Here is an 18,201-nt window from a genome sequence, read left to right on the forward strand (position 1 = left end):
CTAACTTCCCATTACTCTCATTTTCCTTTGCGATATATTGGAACCGGGCTGCTGCAAACCGGCTGAAAGGCGTCAGGTTCATCCCTGTCTTTACTTTAGGACTTGCGGGTTCCTTTACTATCATAGTCAGTGAGGCCGAGCCTGTCCAACTCAATTCTGAATTGCTAGCCTCATCCTGCATCTTGGAACTGGAACCCGGAGTAACGATAACGCATACAGGATTACCCGTCCTTTGAAATGAGACTTCATAATTCCCATTCGAGTCCGTCAAACCGGAACCCACAGAAGAGGTAGTATTGCACGATCCATCCTTATTGATCGGGTAGACGTTAACAACACCCCCCTTAATCACACCCTTCATGGCTTTCCCGGATATCGTTGCCATATTTAATTTACGGCGGTATTGGTGTGAATGGAAAATGCAGTACATTGCTCGGAAAACGAAACGGACATTCATTGGAAAAGAAAAGGTAGGAAGATTTTGAAATAGTATTGACCTCCTTATTTAAATTTTGCATTTGTTTAGGCGATAAAATCACTGTAAGTTAAATATTTTCGCATGGTGTAAAAGTCTATCAAGTAAAAGCTGCGGTCATTGTCGTGTCCATGGGTTACTTGATTTTCGAATGACTTGTTTGAGGTGAGTATAGAAGTTTTTCATAGACTTCTGAGATGGGATTAAAGAAGAGATTTGCTTCTTTTTTTATCAATGGGGGTGTATCAGGACTTATCAATGATAAGATTTGCTTTCATAATTTTTTTAATTCTATGTTCTGCTTGCTTTTGAATGGAAGAAACTTTGAATAGGTGCATAAGACTCGTTACCCGCTCCAAAGCAGACATTGTTATCCTTTGTTACAGGCAACAGATCCAAATGCGATACCGATGTAAGTTTTTCCAATTCCAGGAGGGCCGATATAAAGAATATTTTGTTTTCTCAAGCCATCCACAATCTAAAAGATTGTTAATCACTATCTTAAGAAATTCCTTTTATTCGATTGAATTCAAAAGTTTCAAATTGTTTTCTCAATCGGAAAGTGAGCTGCTGTAAATTTCGACGCAGTCTTTTTTTTGTTCTGTCTTTACTTCCGACTCCAAAAGCGATAGCCCAGAAATGTAAGGAAGGAACTTTTTTTAGATTCTGCTTCTTGAATAATTTATCCAAGTTTTCTCTCATTCCATTTAATCCTAAAGCAGTTGTGATTTCATTAACTTCTTTATTTATTTTCATGCCCCTCTCCTAGAATGTGAGGGTATATTCTTGTATTCTCTCAAACTTACATCTATCTTTGCGTTTATTTTCAAATGACTTAACTTCTTTTTGTTCCTACCTGATCTGCTTTATCTTCATTGAAAAATAATTGTAGGAGTCAAATAGATTCTTAAAGGAAAAGTTTTGTTTTCATTGCAAAGAGCAAGGCTTGCAATAATAAATTTTCATTCGTATCCTTATTGAAATATTTCTTTGCCAATATGCATTGATCTCGCGTATAACGTGGAAACGTTCTGAAATTCATAAGCACAAATTCTTTCCATAAAGGTAATGCAAACAGTCTGGGAATATCCTCTTTTAAATCAGAGCTTTTACTCTTTCTCTCTAAAATGTTCTCTTTTAATGACTTTCCCTGTAAATACTGGTTTATTTCGTGTTCGGTAATAATACGTTGTCAAGTGGTAGATGCTTGAAGAATATCTAGAATTACCGCTACTTCTACTTTCTGATTCCGGTAGTAGGAACTGAATACAAGAATTTTGATAAGAAATAAAACTCTGCTGACTTACAATTCTTTCATCCTTAACAATCAATTAATCTTAAAAATAGAATTTCCGGTGGATGTCAAAACTTTCTTTCTTCAGTAATGACATCGGCTGAATTAAGCCCGTTGCTGCGGAGATACTTCCATTTGCTCTTCGGTCTAACCATAATAATCCGCTCTTACATAATTCTTCTATCTCCGAATAATCTCGAATATCCAGAAAATTGTGCTTCACTTAGCCAACTAAATTCTCGACCTTCCCTTTTGATTCTGGATCTGCTTTCCGACATACATACATCTTCAAATTCATTTCTTCTGAAATGAGAAAAATTCTTTATATAGAATGTCTCCATGATTTTCAGATGCAACTAACGCAGCATCTTGATCGATTACTAACTCTTCTGGTTGACCTCCAAAGTATTCAAAACAATTAATTAGATGATCGATTATATCTTTTCCACGAAATGGTCTGTCTTGAAATGAAACATATTTATACCTACTTGCGGATAATAGTGTGGCAAATATATATACTTTTAAACCTGATTTAAATTTGTATTGACCAAAATCCATCTGTATCTGTTTTCCAAACGGTAAAGGTGCAACTTTTCCATACATCCTTATTGTCTCGGAAATTTTTAATTCGCCATTCTGAATTAATGAATTGATGTAATTTCCGTAACGTTCGATCGGTAAATGCCAATTTACCAACAATCTCTTCAGGTAATCGTATACCAGTCATGTTGAGGCGCTTAAATCCGTTATTGCGGTATATCTCTATTATCTTCTCTTTATATTCACTCCGAATTCGCTTCCGACTTCTAGATTCCATTTCATAGGCAATATATTCCTCTGGGCTCATCTGGACGTAATTCGAGACCGTCTTTCGATTTATTCCCAATTCTGGGGCAATTGCCTCCATTGAAAATCCCCTGCATTCGTGATTCTGAATCTTACTAAACATCTGTATTTAACCATTTCATTCTAATTACTTCTAGAAATAATTTGGTCTATCTACCATTCTGCCTCCAAAAACATGTCCGTTTCTGTTTTCCGACCTATGTCCGTTTCTACTTTCCATTCACAATTGGCAATACTGGCCTTATTCACCAGATTGACATAGCGATTTAGAAGAGCCAGACTTTCCCTCATGTTTTCCTTGACCCGACTGCAATTGACCAACATAAAAAGAAACAAGATGAGAATTGTTTTCATTATAATTCTCCTATTTTTAACAATAGTATTTCTTTCTAGAAATTTATTTTCGTCACGAGGATCAATAAAAAAAAATATACCAAATGACAAAAGTAATTTCCCACAAGAATTCTATAGAACTCACATTTGGTATACACCACAAACGAACGCGGAGAGCACTAGGAAGTGTTTAGACCGAACGCATTTTTTCGAATCAGAAAAGTGGACTTTCGTCTCTTTCATAAAAAGGTGTTATGAACTAAGCGGGGTAAAATCTTACTTGCAGATAATAGAATTATGCCACCAAACATATGTCATGCAAGTGAGAAAAATTTTTTATTCCCTATGCAGAGGATGTAGAAGAAATTGAAACAGAGCTTTCTATGGATTATCTACATGGGCTAAATCGTTTAGTCACAAAGATTCCCGAAAGGTTTACTAGTTTGAAATTTAAAAAAATATATTTTAAATTAAGCAAATCGAAAGATAGCGGTTAAGGTATATAGACTTTCCGTGTTCCGCTGGAAAGTCTGGCAATGATATATTCACCGCCTAAATTTGTGTAAAATACAGATTTACATTTTGACCTATAATGAAACGATAGTCGACAGGTCTAGATTCTCAAATGCAATTGCGATCCCTTTCTTATATTTTATCGATAGATTTTGGCATCCTATTGTTGAATGCCTTACTGTTTTTTGCTATATCACCTATTTTATCGACTGAAAATATTCAAACAGAAATACCGATTGTATTCCAAAATGAATCAGATTTACTTTCAGTAGGTTCCAAAACTTTTTTTTTAGAAGATCAATCTGGAATATTAACAATCGAAGATATTTTAAAACCGGAAAATCAGAATAAATTTCAGTTAAATGAGGAAAAAATATTTGTTCGTAAACCAACCGATAGTTCCTTTTGGATACAATTAAATATTAAAAACAATACAGAAAAGGATATCTGGATTGAATTAGGTAGCACATATTTATGGTATATAGATTATTACACCGAAGAAAACGGCAAATACAAATTAACCACAGAGACAGGCTCTCTTCGTTCGGAAGAGAACAAAGCTTATCCGAGTAATTTATTTCTATTGCCCCTAGGTAATGATACAAAAGAGCAGACAGTATATATTCGTTTTCACACTTTAAGACCTATTGAAATTCCAATACAAATTGGGACTTTAGCCTTACTTCTAAAATCCAAAAACAAAACAGATTATTTCATTGCAGGATTTGTAGGCTTAATGCTTGCCATGCTTATTTATAATTTCTTTTTACTTTTAGCAACGAGAGATACTTTTTATTTTTGGTATATTTGTTATGGAATATCTTCGTTATCCGCAACTCTCTTCGTAAACAATCATCCGGAAATATTTTCCATTTTTGGAAAAACAATTTTAAATACTATCCATAGACATCCTTTTATAATGATTAACACTCCATTTGTGTTTATTGGCATATTTACAATTAACTTTTTAAAATTAAAAAATTATAAAGCTTTATATTATATCTTCTTAGTTACCATTCTTTTTTATTTGTTCGTTTTTCCAGTGATTGATTTTTTTGAAATTATCTCCCATAATTTCTTAGTACGCATCTGTCAGCCAACAACGGTTTTGTGTATGCTCATGCTACTCGCAACCAGTTTATATATCTGGTTAATAAAAAAAGATAAGAATGCTCGTTTCTATTTCAATGGGTGGTTTTGGGTTACAATTGGAATCCTGTGTTATTTTTTCACAGTCAATGGATTTATAGAATACAATTTCATTACACGCAGTTCTACTCTCTTCGGTGTTGGAATTGAATCTTTAATGTTCTCCCTCGCACTCGCAGACAGAATTAATAGTATGCGCCTGATGCAAGAAAATATTCAGTCAGAAAATATTCAACTTATTTCAAATCAAAACCAAATTCTAGAAAGCGCAGTAAAGAAGCGGACATTCGAACTTAGCCGCACTACAGAATTACTTGAAATATCAAACGAGGTAGCCCAGATTGGAACTTGGGAAATTGATTTAGTAAATGATATTGGATATTGGTCAAAAATCACAAGAGAAATTCATGAAGTGGATTACGAGCGTCAGCCGGACTTAGAAGAAAGCCTTTTATTTTACAAAGAAGGAGAAAGTCGAAATAAAATCATTCAAGCAGTAAAGCAAATAATGACCGACGGAACTCCCTTTAATTTAGATTTACAAATTATAACAGGCAGAGGAAATGAAAAATGGGTCAATGCGATTGGTCACGCAGAAAAGGAAAATGGTAAATGCATTCGTATCTTTGGAACCTTTCAAGATATTTCCAAACAAAAACAAATCGAAGAAGAACTAGCCAACGCAAACTCTTTTCATATCAGCATCCTTGATTCCCTTTCAGAGCATATAGCAGTTATAGATTCCAGTGGTATAATTATAGCGGTTAACGCAGCCTGGAAAAAATTTGCATCCGAAAATGGAAGTGGTGAAAAAGATTTTATAGCAACTAACTATTTAAATATTTGCAAAAATGCCTCTTATTATCCGAACGGAGAAGAAGCGGGAGATGTAACAAAGGGAATCCTCGCAGTATTAAAAGGAGAAATTCCAGAGTTTACTATTGAATATCCGTGCCACTCCCCTACAAAGTATCGCTGGTTTTTAATGTACGCATGTCCCATAGACTTTCCACAAAAAGGTGCAGTGATTTCTCATTTTAATATAACGGATAGAAAGTTAACAGAAATTGCTTTGCAATCCAAGGAAGATCTTTTAAAGACAATCAGTGATAATTTACCCGATGGCGCTTTATATCAATTAAAGCATTCTAAAGATGGATCATTTCATTTTCCTTATATAAGTGCCGGTATAGAGCGATTACTTGGTGTTAGCCCTAAAGACGTATTAGATGATGCAAAGAATCTATTTAGCCTTACTCATCGAGAAGATTTAGAACGTATATTTATTGCCCAAAGAGAATCAGAAAAGTATCTAACTCCGTTTGAGCAAATTCATAGACAATATACAGCAACAAGAGAATTAAAATGGCTATTATTGCGCTCAATGCCTAGAAGAATGGAAGATGGATCGACAGTCTGGGATGGAGTAGTCTTTGACATCACAGAGATAAAGAAAACGAGAGAAGAATTAAAAATTGCAAAAGAACAGGCAGAAGCGGCTAATCGTGCTAAGTCGGAATTTCTAGCAAATATGAGTCACGAGATTAGAACTCCCCTGAACGGAATCATTGGATTTACAGAGCTATTGATTAAATCAAAATTAGATGAAAGCCAGGCACTGTATATGAATACAGTGAGCAAATCAGCTTTTCTACTTTTAGATCTTATCAATGATATACTGGATTTTTCAAAAATTGAAGCGGGAAAATTAGAACTAAATGTAGAAATGTTTAACTTAACCGAGCTGATTTCTCATTCTCTAGACATTGTAAAAATTCAAATCAAAAATAAACCAATCGAGATAGTTGCAAATCTACCAACAGATAAAAAAATATTTGTAATGGGAGATGAGATCCGCTTACGGCAAATACTGATTAACCTTTTAGGGAATGCAATCAAATTTACTGAAAAAGGTAGAATTGAAATGAATCTTGAAATTCTCGAACTAAATTCAGAGAAGGAAAATTCTATTCTTCGCTTCTCAGTAATAGATACCGGGATTGGAATTTCAAAGGAAAATCTAGAAAAGATATTTGAAGCATTTTCACAGGAAGATTCCACGATCACTCGGAAATATGGCGGAACGGGTCTCGGACTTAGTATTTCAAATAAACTCCTAGGACTAATGAATTCTAAATTAGAATTGGATAGTGAAGTGGGCAAAGGTAGTAAATTTCATTTTACACTTAAAACAAAGCTGGAAGTTAAAGACTTAGAAGAAAAGGAAAATCCAAACACAATTCCATTTTCTAACAAGGAACAAGATACTAAAAAGAAAGATTTTTACGACAATTCAAATTTTACAGTTTTAATTGCAGAAGACAATGAAGTAAATACTCTTTTAACAAAGATTCTCGTGAAGAGATTTTTTCCTTCTGCTAGAATTATAGAAGCGGTTAATGGCAAACAAGTGGTAGAGAAATTTATTTCAGAAAAGCCAAACCTGATTCTAATGGATATCCAGATGCCAGAAATGAACGGATATGAAGCAGCAAAAGAAATTAGAAAATTAGAAGAAAAATCTTCTACTCCAATCATTGCCCTTAGTGCAGGAACTAGCAAGGAAGATTTAATAGAATGTTTAAATTGTGGAATGAATGACTTTATCAGCAAACCAATATTACCCGCAGACTTTGAAGTAATTCTTACTAAATGGCTTCCTAAAATTCAATTGCAAGAAGTAAAATTGGATACCAAATTAGAAAACCAAAACTCATTAGAGCATTTTAATAAAGAAAAATTAAAAGCAAGACTCGGTGTAGAAAATAATGAAATATTAGATCAAATCCTTTTATTGGCTAAGAAGAATTTACCCGAAAGTCTACATGAATTAAAAACGGCAATTAACTCCCAAAGCTTTGAAGCGGTAAAAAAAATTGCCCATAAAATAAAAGGCTCTGCTCTAAGCTTATCTTTTGAAAACCTCGGTGCCATCGCCTTAAATATGGAAAAGCTCTCAAGCTTTGACTTGCCCAAAATCAATCGCCTACAAACCGAAATGGAAGAAGAACTAAATTATTTATTTTCAATAATTTAAAGTTTTTCCGTCTCTTTGTATAATGGATAATTCTACAAAGATACTTTCAAGGATACTAGAAAGATACTCAGAGAATGAGCTTCGGTAAGTTTAAGAGCCTAAGGTTGATAGTCTCTTTGGAGTATCATTGATCTAAAGAGCAAGAGGGACCGAACACCGACCACCATACCCTTGTGCTCTTTGTGAAAACCTTGTGTCCTTTGTGGTTAAAAAAGATTTTCTTTCTAGTAATCTGCATCCAACTTCTCCCATAATTCTATCTCCTTCTATCCCACAAAACTAAAGGCTTAAAGCAAAATCGGACTTTCGTCTCTTTCATAATAAGGTTATGAACTAAACGGGGTAAAATTTTTCTAATAATTCTTGCCTGCTCATAATTATCTTCCTCTCAAGTCATAGGGTATTTGTTTAAAAATAATATTCAAGTCTTTTAATTTGTCTTTTCCTAAAAGACAGCTTTCGCCATAGATTACTTTTTTGCCTTCAAACGTAGGCAATAATTGTAAAACTTTAGAAGTCAATACATTTCCATTCTGTGGTTTCTTATCTCCCAAAATTCCATTGTATAATAGATAGTATGCGGCGTTGTTAAATGTTCCGATTTGTATGGAACGGTCGTGGTCACTGAGCCTGTCGAATGTGCGACCGTTCCCTACGGAATCGTCCACAGACAATTCCTCTTTCTTCTCCAATATTCTATTTTCCTTTTCTTAGGTCGGCTTCTTTCGTAAGCCAGTGTAATGTGGGCATGAATTTATTTTTTCGATCTATCTCTTTTTAGCAAGCATTTCTTAGTTGATTCCGGCTACTGCAAAGCCCATTGCGATTGCGGCAGTGGATAACTGACTGTCATGTGTTAGAATAGTAATATCTAACTTTTTATTTTCTTCTCTTAGGATTAAAGCAGAAGATAAATGAATTGCGTCTAACGTTCCTATTATGGTAGGAAATGGCTCTGCGGATTTTTGTTTGATGCTTTCTGTTATTTCGATCACAAAAACTGTTTTATAAAATTCTGAGAATGTATTATATAGACTTGCATATTCGGTATCGTCTATTTCTTTTTCTAGACGCAAACGATTTAAAACACGATTGACTTCAATATTGAGAAGTTCACTTGTGAAACAAGAATCCCATTTTTGAAATTCAGAATAAGCTTTAGGGCTATTGAGGAGCCAACGTAAAAGAACAGATGTATCTAAATAAACAGTCAAAATCTATTTCCTCTTCTGTCTTGTAGTAAATATTCAACAGCGTCTAATTTCACTTTGCCCTTGAAGGTATTACTAATCTTCTTTGTTTTAATAAGAGGGGAGCGAATGACTAAACGCTGTTTTTCTGAATAGGGGATAAGTTCTACAATTGGATGCTCTCTATCCATCACTACATAACGTATTCCATTCACTACTTCTTTTAAAGTAGCACTCAAATGTGTTTTTAGATTTGAAATCGAAATAGTTTCCATAGTCCTTATTCTAGTCATCAGAAGACTATGTCAAGACTAATTTTTAATCTACCGCCGTCGAGGATTAAGCTTGCAAGGTATTTTGCTCTTTCTATATTTTTCGGTCTGAAATAACAATGAGCTAAGTTTCTTTCTAGTAATCTGCATCCAACTTCTCCCATAATTCTATCTCCTTCTATCCCACAAAACTAAAGGCTTAAAGCAAAATCGGACTTTCGTTTCTTTCATAATAAGGTGTTATGAACTAAACGGGGTAAAATTTTGCCTCAATTTAAAAGCCCGACTATTGTGAAGATATACCTCTGGTATCCAAGAAAAACCTGGCTTTAAAAAATGTCAATCTCATTCAAAAGTTAATATTCAACATTGCTCATTATTCATGGTGCTCGCGCCTTTGGTCGAAAGTATCCATTCAGAAAAGAATGTGTCTCTTTCAATCCATTCAAGGTTTTTCTCGCTGAATAGGAATAAACAACTGTTAGCTGCAGCTTTCCCCTTTCGTAAAGGGGTTAGGGGATTTTTTTTAAAACAGTCTGGGCAGTTTTGTGGTTTTGCTTCAAAGCTATTCTCAATCGCCTGCGCCCAAGTTCGTTGTTCGATGAACTCAAGCTTTTCTTTTATTCGGTTGGCGTAGATTCCATAATAACGAATCATTTTTCGGTTTGGTTCAGGTAGAAAAAATAACATCCGCGCCATGAATTCATAAACATCAATTGTTTGTTCTACCTAACCCCAATTTTTTATTACTTGAAATAATTTTACGATAAAGTCCCCTTCCCTTTGAGGGAAGGGGCTACTTGATAGTATCCTGCAATAAGTTAAGATGTGGGGTTAGGTATGAAAAAATCCTGATGCAATATACTCCGCTGTTCTAAATAATGGTTCTTTCTCATCGCCTGCAATCGGCTGAAAATATACATGAAAACCATTTTTGTATTTGTTTTGGATAACAAGAGATTCCGCCTTTGTGATAACTTTTTCTTTTTCGTAATGTTTACAGAATGCCTTCATCCATGAAAATGCAAATTTCTTGTATCTTAAAAACGAGAGATGCAAAACTTCTTTCGTTTCTTTGTGGATAATTGCCGTAGTCCCCACGAGATGAACATGAGGATTAAAATTTAAACTGTCATTTCGAACCTCGCTTGGCGGTAGCGGCGACAGCGGGTGGAACTTCGAGCGTGAGAAATCTATCTGACAAAAGAACGGTTGTATTAAGCAAGATAGACCTCTCACGATGAAGCCGTTCGAGGTGACAGGGGTAACCAATCTTTGTCGCTAATCGTAATTTCTTCTTTTTTAAATTTCAATCTTGCGAATTTGATTAATTCTTTTTTGTAAACTTCCGCTGCTACTGAAATCATATCCTCTACTTCGCATCTTCTTTGAAAAAGTAAATTAGAAACAGTCCCAGGAATTGTAAAGGTTATATGAATATGCCGCAAATCCATATTTAGTATATGGGATAAATTAACAGACCAACCAAAGAGTTTCTTGCGATAGCAAGACAAACAAAGTCTTGATTTACAACTAAATGGAACGATTAAGTTTACGTCGCATTCTTCACAAGAATATCTCTGAAAACCATTCTGAAAATTCCCACAACCTAAAAGCTTTTCCACCTCTTCTATTTTCCCGTCCGAAAGTTCTCCATACTTCGACAAGAATCTTGTGTTATAAATTCTCCGAAACTCTTCCCAGTGATCCATCCAGATAGATTTGTATAGACTCCATCTTTCAAATGCTGGAAGATAAGCGGGTTTACTTTTATCGGTTGAACAAATATACAAAGTAGTTTGGCTCCTACTCTATATAGGTCAGAAAACGAAAAAGTTGTGCAAATTAGCGAAGCCCCAACGGGGCGCAATACTCTTCGCATGGGCGTCCGTTCAACCCATGCAAAAAAAAATCCAAAAGATAGAACCGCAACAGAAACTGCAACGAGGGGATAAGCAATACAAAACCAAGTCTTTGGATATGATATTCAAACCGATGGTAATGTTATCCAAGCTCTTCATTATGCTTACTAGGCGCATTGTTGCATCTAATTAAACCCATCGTAATGCTTTCATTCTTAGCGCATTGTTACATCTAATCAAACCCATCGTAATGTTTTCTTAGCTCATCGTTGTATCTAACTGAACCCATCGTAATGTTTTCTTAGCCCATCGTTGTATCGAATTGAACTCATCGTAATGTGTTCTTAGCTCATCGTTGTATCTAATTAAACTCATCGTAATGTTTTCTTAGCTCATCGTTGTATCTAATTAAACTCATCGTAATGCTTTCTTAGACCTTCATTGTATTTACTAAGCTCATCGTAATGTGTTCTTAGCTCATCGTTGTATCTAATTGAACTCATCGTAATGCTTTCTTAGCCCATCGTTGTATCTAATTAAACCCATCGTAATGCTTTCTTAGACCTTCATTGTATTTACTAAGCTCATCGTAATGCTTTCTTAGCTCATCGTTACATCTAATCAAACCCATCGTAATGCTTTCTTAGCTCATCGTTGTATCTACTAAGTAGTGAAGCATAATTATTTGTAAGAATATAAATACTGAAAGAAATTTCTGACAGGATTAACAGGATTTACATGATAAAACATATCATCCTGTAAATCTTGTTAATCCTGTCTAAAAAAACCTACACAAATAAATTTGTTTTAGGACTTAAGCTCATTGTAATGCTAACCAAACCGCGATATAGTAAATCCCGCCCGGTATTGTAGAATTAAGATTTAATCAAACCTGTGACAATTATCACTGCAATTCTTTAGAAATTGGCAGTAAAAAAGATTCGCATAACACGCTGTAATTTTTAATTTAAACTTAGAGGGATTAGAAGTTTATGAATAAACGAAATCTTTTTATAGCAGCAGGAATTTTATCTGTATTAGCCGCATTTTTAGTCTATGGTTTTTTCTTCAAAAGACCTAATATTGTAAAGCCGAAAGTAGGTCCGATTGTAGAAGCGATTTATGCTCTTGGAACTGTGAAATCAGATGATATCTATATTTTAAAAATGGGAATTACTTCTGGATTAACAAAGCTCTATGTCACAGAAGGAGACCTTGTAGAGAAAGGGCAAAAGCTAATCGCCACAGAGTCTTCTGATTTTTCCTCACCTATTCAGGGAACAGTTTCTCGCATTTATCTCGACAGGGGCGAAACTATAATGCCCGGCATACCGGTATTAACCGTAATGGATTTAACGAAGACATTTATTCAAATTTCTTTAGATCAATCCTCCGCACTCCGAATTAAAAAAGACCAGAAAGCTGAATTGAGTTTTGAAAATCTACGTGGCACAAAGATTACAGGAACTGTTCAAAAGATTTATCCCTCCGATGGACAATTTATTGTTCGTCTAAAAACTGAATCTTTACCGGCAGGAATTCTCCCAGGTATGACGGCTGACGCTGCCATTGAAGTTGCTAAACGCGAAAATGCTACACTCATTCCTGCTAATTCAATTCATAGAGGACAGGTTCGAATTTTGCGAGCAGGAAAAACGATTACTTTAAATGTAAAAATTGGAGCGGTAAATGGAGAATTGGCGGAAATACTAGATGGGCAGGTTTTACCCGAAGATGAAATTCTTATCGGTAAAGAGCCATGATCTTTCTCGCTCTCAAACAACTATTCGCTAGACCACAACAGACCTTTCTTACTTTTCTAGCCATCGTGATTGGCTCTGTAGGCTATATTGTATTTTCCAGTATCATGCTCGGCTTTCAGGAATACATCATCGAGCAGTTGGTAAACAGTGATGCACAAATTCGAATTTCCCCTAGAGATGAAACCATTTCCGAAAAAACATTTCACGAGATATTCTTTCCTGACTCTACAATCAAGTGGATTAAACCTCCATCGGGGAAAACAGACAATAGCCGCTTAGACAATATCCAATGGTGGAATGAGAAACTAGAAAAGGATAAAGAAGTAATCGCATTTTCTCCCCAGTTAGTTAGACAGGTTACCTTTATCCAGGGAAAACTTTTATTCCCTGCAAAGATAATAGGCGTTATCCCTGAAACACAAACTAAAATCACAAACACAGACAAATACAGCGTGGAAGGCGGGAAACTAAAAAATCTAAGTGAGGGAGATTCCCTTGCTATCATTGGCGTAAATCTAAAAAACAAAATGGGTGTAATGCTAAATGACGTTGTCCAGGTAGGAATTCCAGGCAAACAAATCACTCCTCTTAAAATCATTGGAATCATTCAAACAGGCAACCGAATGATCGATGATTCTCTTTGTTATACATCCATTACAACCCTACAACGAATCACCGAATCACCCGGAGAAATTTCTGATATTGTAGTGAGGGTAAATGATGTTAGCCATGCAAGAAATATGGCAGAAGATTGGTCTCAGTTCACTCGTGATAAAGTAGAAAGTTGGGATCAGGCAAATGAAAGTATCATGTCCGTTTTTAATACCCAAAATATAATCCGAAATACAATTACAGTCATCATTATTTTAATAATCGCCTTTGGAATTTATAATATTCTAAACATGGTAGTCAATGGCAAGAAGAGAGATATAGCCATTTTGCGCTCGATTGGTTACGAGGAAATGGATATTATTATTTTGTTTCTAATTCAGGGTTTGATTCTAGGAATTACCGGTGCAATAGCAGGAAGTGTATTTGGTTTTTTTGTAGCTAAGTATGTAAGCACGATAGAAGTATTCAAAGGAAAAAACATGGTTACCGGCACGAATCATTTAATGGTTTCTTATAATATTTTGATTTATCTAAAGGGTATGGGTTTCACCATATTTGCCTCTCTTGTATCTAGTATGATTCCCGCCCGCGCTGCTGCCAAAATCTCGCCAATTGAAATTATAAGGGGGTCTTAATGTATACTGGAATTGATTGTATTTCCCTGAATCGTTCTTTTGGAAATCCTCCTCTAGAGATTTTAAAATCCATTAGCCTTCAAATCCCCAAAGGTCAATTTGTATCTGTAACCGGAAGATCAGGCTCCGGCAAATCAACATTACTTTATGCATTAAGTGGACTTGATAAAATCACTTCCGGCAAAGTATTATTTTCCGGTGAAAGTATCCATGATATGCCAGAGAAACAATTAAACCTATTTCGAAATTTTAAAATGGGATTCGTATTTCAATTTCATTATCTATTACCAGAAATTACCGTTTTAGAAAATGTCCTTATGCCCGCCCGCAAAACCAATTTACACAAAACAAAAGAAGCAGAAGCCAAAAAGATTCTAGAAGACTTCTCTTTATCCCACTGCATAGACAAAGTGCCCGGTCAAATATCAGGCGGTGAATCGCAACGCGTATCCATTGCGCGAGCCCTCATCATGAGACCTGAATATATTTTTGCAGATGAGCCAACAGGCAATCTAGATTCTGTCAACGGAGAAAAAGTCTTAGAGTTATTTCGAAAAGTCAATCTGGATTATAAAACTACAATTGTAATGGTGACTCACGACTCCGGCTACGCCAAATTAGCCCAAAGAACAATAGGACTAAGTGATGGTCAGTTAGAATCGGATACTATGAATTAAGCATTATTCCCACACCTTACTGAACGTATTTGTTTGAATATTTCTTGGTGATTTTTATCATTCGATTATTAGGGATTTCAAAAGAATAAGACAAGACTTGTTAGTTTAAGAATTCTTTTCTATCTTAGCAGGTCTCTAACATTGAAAGAGAAACATTCAGAAAAACAAGATTGGCATTCATTAACTGTAGAAGAAGTTTTAGAAAACTTAAAAGTGCAAAAGCAAGGTCTTTCTTCCACAGAAGCAAAAATACGTTTAGAGCAATATGGAAAAAATCAATTAACAGAGGTAGCGCGACCCGGTTTTATTTCATTATTATGGGCACAACTAAATAACTTTGTTGTAATCTTACTAATCATTGCATCGTTAATCTCTGGCTTGCTTGGTGACTATATAGAGTCAATTGCTATCATGGCAATTGTTGTTTTAAATTCTATTCTCGGAATAGTTCAGGAAGAGAAAGCAGAACAAGCATTAGCCGCTCTAAAAAAATTAGCCACACCGGATACACAGGTGATTCGAGACAATCTAAGGTGTTCGATTCCTTCCTATGATTTAGTTCCGGGTGATATCGTATATCTGGAAGCTGGAAATTTTATTCCTGCCGATTTACGCTTAATTGAAACATTTAATCTACGAATTGAAGAAGCTTCTCTCACTGGAGAATCACAGCCCATTCAAAAAGATTCTTCCGTTATTCTTGGAAAAAAAGCTCCTTTAGGAGACAGAAAGAATACAGCTTTTATGGGAACAGTCGTAAACTATGGTCGCGGATACGGCGTAGTAACCAATACAGGAATTCATACACAGTTAGGACAAATTGCAGAGATGTTGCAAGCTGTGGATACGGAGGAGACTCCACTCCAAAGAAGACTGGATGAATTAGGAAGAACGCTAAGTATTGGTTCGCTGATTTTAGTCGCAGTTGTTTTTATTCTGGCATTATACAATCAAACGAATATACATGAGTTATTTACAAACCCATCTTCCTATTTTAAAGAGTTTGCAGGTGAAATCACAAATGTATTTATTATTGCCATTAGCCTTGCAATTGCAGCAGTGCCGGAAGGACTTCCTGCCGTTGTTACAATTTCACTCGCTTTAGGTATGAAGGAAATGATTGGGCGCCATGTCTTGATTCGTAAACTGTCTTCGGTTGAAACGCTTGGCTCTGCAACTGTAATTTGTTCCGACAAAACAGGAACTCTTACTCAAAACAAAATGACAGTAACTCGCCTTTGGGCAAGCAATCAATGCATAGAAATAGCCGGCTCAGGTTACACGCCTATAGGAGATTTTTATATAAAGAAGCAGAAAGTGGATATTGAAAAGTATCCGGCACTTCTTTCTACACTCTGGCTGTGTTTATTAAATAATGATGCAATACTAGAAACGATAGGCGATACAGACTCCTATAAAATCATTGGCGATCCCACAGAAGGTTCTCTTGTAGTTGCCGCCCTTAAAACCGGTGCAATTCATTCGGAGATTAATAAAGCGTATCCTCGTATCGACGAAATCCCATTTGATTCAGAGCGAAAAAGAATGATTACTGTTCATAAAATTCTTGCGCCTACCAAAGAGGATATTTCTTTTTTTTCGAATGAAGACTATAACGGCTGGAATATCATTACCATTAAAGGAGCACCAGATATAATTCTGGATCTCTGCAATCAGTATCAAGCAATGGATAATAAGCATTATCCATTAACGAAAGAAATTCGGGAGCAAATACTAGCAGCAAATAATTCTATGGGCAAAGATGCATTACGCGTAATTGGAGTAGCATACCGCCTACAAAAAGAAATTCAAAAAGAATCAAAAAAAATAAACACTACGGAATTAGAAAGAGATCTTATATTTGTAGGTTTAGCAGGCATGATAGATCCACCCCATGCAGAAGTAAAGCAAGCCCTCTTAGTTGCGCGTAATGCAGGAATCCGCACAATTATGATTACAGGTGACTTCTCCAATACGGCAGTTGCCATTGCAGAAGAAATAGGACTACTTCGACCGGGTAAAAAAGTAATGACCGGTGCAGAGATGGACAAAGTCAGTCAAGAGGGACTTCAAGCGATTATTCAAAACACAGATGTTTTTTCCAGAGTCTCACCAGAACATAAAATGCGCATTGTAGAAGCGCTACAGTCGAACAATGAAATCGTAGCAATGACTGGAGATGGAGTAAATGATGGTCCTGCCATTAAAAAAGCTGACATCGGAATTGCCATGGGAATTACAGGAACAGATGTGGCAAAAGAAACAGCCGATATGGTTCTTACGGATGATAACTACGCAAGCATTGTAGCTGCTGTTGAGCAAGGACGAATTATATACAGCAATATTCGTAAGTTTGTATTCTATTTGCTTTCGTCCAATGTGTCGGAGATAATGATAATTTTCCTCGCGACGTTAACCGGTTTACCAGCACCTTTAACCGCTATTCAATTGCTATGGCTAAACCTAATTACAGATGGAGCTCCCGCCTTAGCACTTGCTATGGAAAAAGGTGATTTTAACACAATGAATCAAAAACCTCGTGCAAAATATGAGGCAGTGGTAAACCGTTCAATGGGTATCGGAATTTTAATTCAGACAATTGTTCAGACAGTTTCCGTTTTGGGTGCTTTCATAATTGGTTTGTATCAAAATTTAGAGCTAAACTCTGTTATCCCCTCCGATGAGAATTGGTTTTTCTCTGTGATGAATCATAATTGGCGTGGTGCGAATATTCAAACAGCAGAGACAATGGCATTTGTAACACTGTCTCTTGCTGAATTATTTAGAGCTTACACAGTTCGTTCAGAGAAAGCTTCCTTATTTCAAATCGGTATATTTTCAAATAAGTATATGCAATACGCAGTAGGAATATCCCTCCTATTATTGTTTGCTGTTTGCTTTATTCCATTTCTCCAACCGATTTTTAATACTCATTTTCTTTCTATCAATGAGTGGATACTCGTTATATGTCTCGCAAGTATGCCAGCAGTTGCCGAAGAAATTACAAAATTTTTCTTAAGAATGAAAAATTAATTTCTAGGAGGTAAATCAATATTCCTCCTTGGCAACTAAAGGAACTGTCCACAAGTCATGCAAATTACACTTAGCAAATACTTTTATTTTTTCAGGGTCATGGTCTCTTGGATTTAAGGAAAGAATTGCGGTTGGTTGACTTCCACGGTCAATGTATTTTACATCCAAATCTGCCGATTGCTCATCCATGATGCCAATGACTTCAATATAATGTCTTTCTGAAAATTTCTTTCCTAATACTTTTACTGTAATATTCTCTTTAGATTTGGACTTGTTGAAAATGATTTCTGGCAAATGGTCATTTACCACTGACTCCCATTCGGCTGGATTATCCTTTGTGTATTCCTTTTGGGGTGAAATGGCTCTGCTTGCGACATCCGAGCTGTCGGGTCGATCTTCCACCTCTTCAATTTCTTCCTCATTTCCCGTGCAATTTAAGAGGAGTAAAACGATTATCCCCAAAATTAGGGATAATCGTATATAGCTTAGGTTTGTTTCTTTTTTCATATA

The 18,201-nt window shown here is 35.7% G+C and carries 16 protein-coding genes; 5 read left to right on the forward strand and 11 right to left on the reverse strand.

All coding sequences use genetic code 11. The features are described from left to right. Positions 1-845: 845 nt before the first annotated feature. The 4 genes from IPH52_18070 to IPH52_18085 form a co-directional block, all read right to left on the reverse strand. Complete coding sequence (locus tag IPH52_18070) at positions 846-941, reverse strand: ATP-binding protein (GenBank protein ID MBK7056918.1); 96 nt, start codon at positions 939-941, stop codon at positions 846-848. A gap of 35 nt (positions 942-976) precedes the next feature. After that, positions 977-1,231: a hypothetical protein gene (locus IPH52_18075; GenBank protein ID MBK7056919.1), complete on the reverse strand. Its 255-nt coding sequence runs from the start codon at positions 1,229-1,231 to the stop codon at positions 977-979. A gap of 832 nt (positions 1,232-2,063) precedes the next feature. Then, complete coding sequence (locus tag IPH52_18080) at positions 2,064-2,465, reverse strand: transposase (GenBank protein MBK7056920.1); 402 nt, start codon at positions 2,463-2,465, stop codon at positions 2,064-2,066. A 303-nt stretch (positions 2,466-2,768) separates the two neighbouring features. Next, positions 2,769-2,969: a hypothetical protein gene (locus IPH52_18085; GenBank protein MBK7056921.1), complete on the reverse strand. Its 201-nt coding sequence runs from the start codon at positions 2,967-2,969 to the stop codon at positions 2,769-2,771. Between the two features lie 604 nt (positions 2,970-3,573). Here IPH52_18085 and IPH52_18090 point away from each other — a divergent pair. After that, complete coding sequence (locus IPH52_18090; GenBank protein MBK7056922.1) at positions 3,574-7,647, forward strand: response regulator; 4,074 nt, start codon at positions 3,574-3,576, stop codon at positions 7,645-7,647. A gap of 377 nt (positions 7,648-8,024) precedes the next feature. Here IPH52_18090 and IPH52_18095 read toward each other — a convergent pair whose 3' ends face one another. From IPH52_18095 to IPH52_18120, 6 genes are all read right to left on the reverse strand, one after another. Beyond that, entirely contained in the window at positions 8,025-8,315 is a 291-nt protein-coding gene (locus IPH52_18095) for a hypothetical protein (GenBank protein ID MBK7056923.1), read from the reverse strand. 123 nt (positions 8,316-8,438) lie between these two features. After that, positions 8,439-8,861: a type II toxin-antitoxin system VapC family toxin gene (locus IPH52_18100; GenBank protein ID MBK7056924.1), complete on the reverse strand. Its 423-nt coding sequence runs from the start codon at positions 8,859-8,861 to the stop codon at positions 8,439-8,441. Continuing rightward, positions 8,858-9,112, reverse strand: coding sequence for a type II toxin-antitoxin system Phd/YefM family antitoxin (locus IPH52_18105; protein ID MBK7056925.1), 255 nt, complete (start codon positions 9,110-9,112; stop codon positions 8,858-8,860). The genes IPH52_18100 and IPH52_18105 overlap by 4 nt, the downstream gene beginning before the upstream one ends. A gap of 360 nt (positions 9,113-9,472) precedes the next feature. Then, the gene (locus IPH52_18110; protein MBK7056926.1) at positions 9,473-9,799 is read right to left on the reverse strand and encodes a hypothetical protein; all 327 of its coding nucleotides are present in this window, start codon (positions 9,797-9,799) and stop codon (positions 9,473-9,475) included. Between the two features lie 144 nt (positions 9,800-9,943). Continuing rightward, a complete protein-coding gene (locus tag IPH52_18115; protein ID MBK7056927.1) occupies positions 9,944-10,210 on the reverse strand; it encodes a hypothetical protein in 267 nt (88 codons plus the stop codon). Between the two features lie 134 nt (positions 10,211-10,344). Beyond that, positions 10,345-10,902, reverse strand: coding sequence for a transposase zinc-binding domain-containing protein (locus tag IPH52_18120; protein MBK7056928.1), 558 nt, complete (start codon positions 10,900-10,902; stop codon positions 10,345-10,347). 1,061 nt (positions 10,903-11,963) lie between these two features. Here IPH52_18120 and IPH52_18125 point away from each other — a divergent pair. The 4 genes from IPH52_18125 to IPH52_18140 all read left to right on the forward strand — a co-directional run bounded on the left by IPH52_18125 (position 11,964) and on the right by IPH52_18140 (position 17,691). Further along, positions 11,964-12,734 (forward strand): efflux RND transporter periplasmic adaptor subunit, encoded by a 771-nt coding sequence (locus IPH52_18125; GenBank protein ID MBK7056929.1) that lies wholly within the window; start codon positions 11,964-11,966, stop codon positions 12,732-12,734. Next, positions 12,731-13,981 carry an ABC transporter permease gene (locus tag IPH52_18130; protein MBK7056930.1) on the forward strand — a complete coding sequence of 417 codons (1,251 nt, stop codon included), beginning with the start codon at positions 12,731-12,733 and terminating at the stop codon, positions 13,979-13,981. The genes IPH52_18125 and IPH52_18130 overlap by 4 nt, the downstream gene beginning before the upstream one ends. Continuing rightward, the gene (locus IPH52_18135; GenBank protein ID MBK7056931.1) at positions 13,981-14,658 is read left to right on the forward strand and encodes an ABC transporter ATP-binding protein; all 678 of its coding nucleotides are present in this window, start codon (positions 13,981-13,983) and stop codon (positions 14,656-14,658) included. The genes IPH52_18130 and IPH52_18135 overlap by 1 nt, the downstream gene beginning before the upstream one ends. A 141-nt stretch (positions 14,659-14,799) precedes the next feature. Next, positions 14,800-17,691 carry a cation-translocating P-type ATPase gene (locus tag IPH52_18140; GenBank protein ID MBK7056932.1) on the forward strand — a complete coding sequence of 964 codons (2,892 nt, stop codon included), beginning with the start codon at positions 14,800-14,802 and terminating at the stop codon, positions 17,689-17,691. Between the two features lie 15 nt (positions 17,692-17,706). On the opposite strand, the gene IPH52_18145 is transcribed toward IPH52_18140, so the two are convergent. Beyond that, entirely contained in the window at positions 17,707-18,198 is a 492-nt protein-coding gene (locus IPH52_18145; protein MBK7056933.1) for a hypothetical protein, read from the reverse strand. Positions 18,199-18,201: the final 3 nt, after the last annotated feature.

The organism is Leptospiraceae bacterium (assembly GCA_016708435.1).
Classification (GTDB): Bacteria; Spirochaetota; Leptospiria; order Leptospirales; family Leptospiraceae; genus UBA2033.

What these genes read in the sequence shown, in the direction of transcription:
- IPH52_18075 (MBK7056919.1), bottom strand. Translation starts at nt 1,231, where the DNA reads ATGAAAATAAATAAAGAAGTTAATGAAATCACAACTGCTTTAGGATTA.
- IPH52_18085 (MBK7056921.1), bottom strand. Translation starts at nt 2,969, where the DNA reads ATGAAAACAATTCTCATCTTGTTTCTTTTTATGTTGGTCAATTGCAGT.
- IPH52_18090 (MBK7056922.1), top strand. Translation starts at nt 3,574, where the DNA reads ATGCAATTGCGATCCCTTTCTTATATTTTATCGATAGATTTTGGCATC.
- IPH52_18105 (MBK7056925.1), bottom strand. Translation starts at nt 9,112, where the DNA reads ATGGAAACTATTTCGATTTCAAATCTAAAAACACATTTGAGTGCTACT.
- IPH52_18110 (MBK7056926.1), bottom strand. Translation starts at nt 9,799, where the DNA reads ATGTTATTTTTTCTACCTGAACCAAACCGAAAAATGATTCGTTATTAT.
- IPH52_18125 (MBK7056929.1), top strand. Translation starts at nt 11,964, where the DNA reads ATGAATAAACGAAATCTTTTTATAGCAGCAGGAATTTTATCTGTATTA.
- IPH52_18130 (MBK7056930.1), top strand. Translation starts at nt 12,731, where the DNA reads ATGATCTTTCTCGCTCTCAAACAACTATTCGCTAGACCACAACAGACC.
- IPH52_18135 (MBK7056931.1), top strand. Translation starts at nt 13,981, where the DNA reads ATGTATACTGGAATTGATTGTATTTCCCTGAATCGTTCTTTTGGAAAT.
- IPH52_18145 (MBK7056933.1), bottom strand. Translation starts at nt 18,198, where the DNA reads ATGAAAAAAGAAACAAACCTAAGCTATATACGATTATCCCTAATTTTG.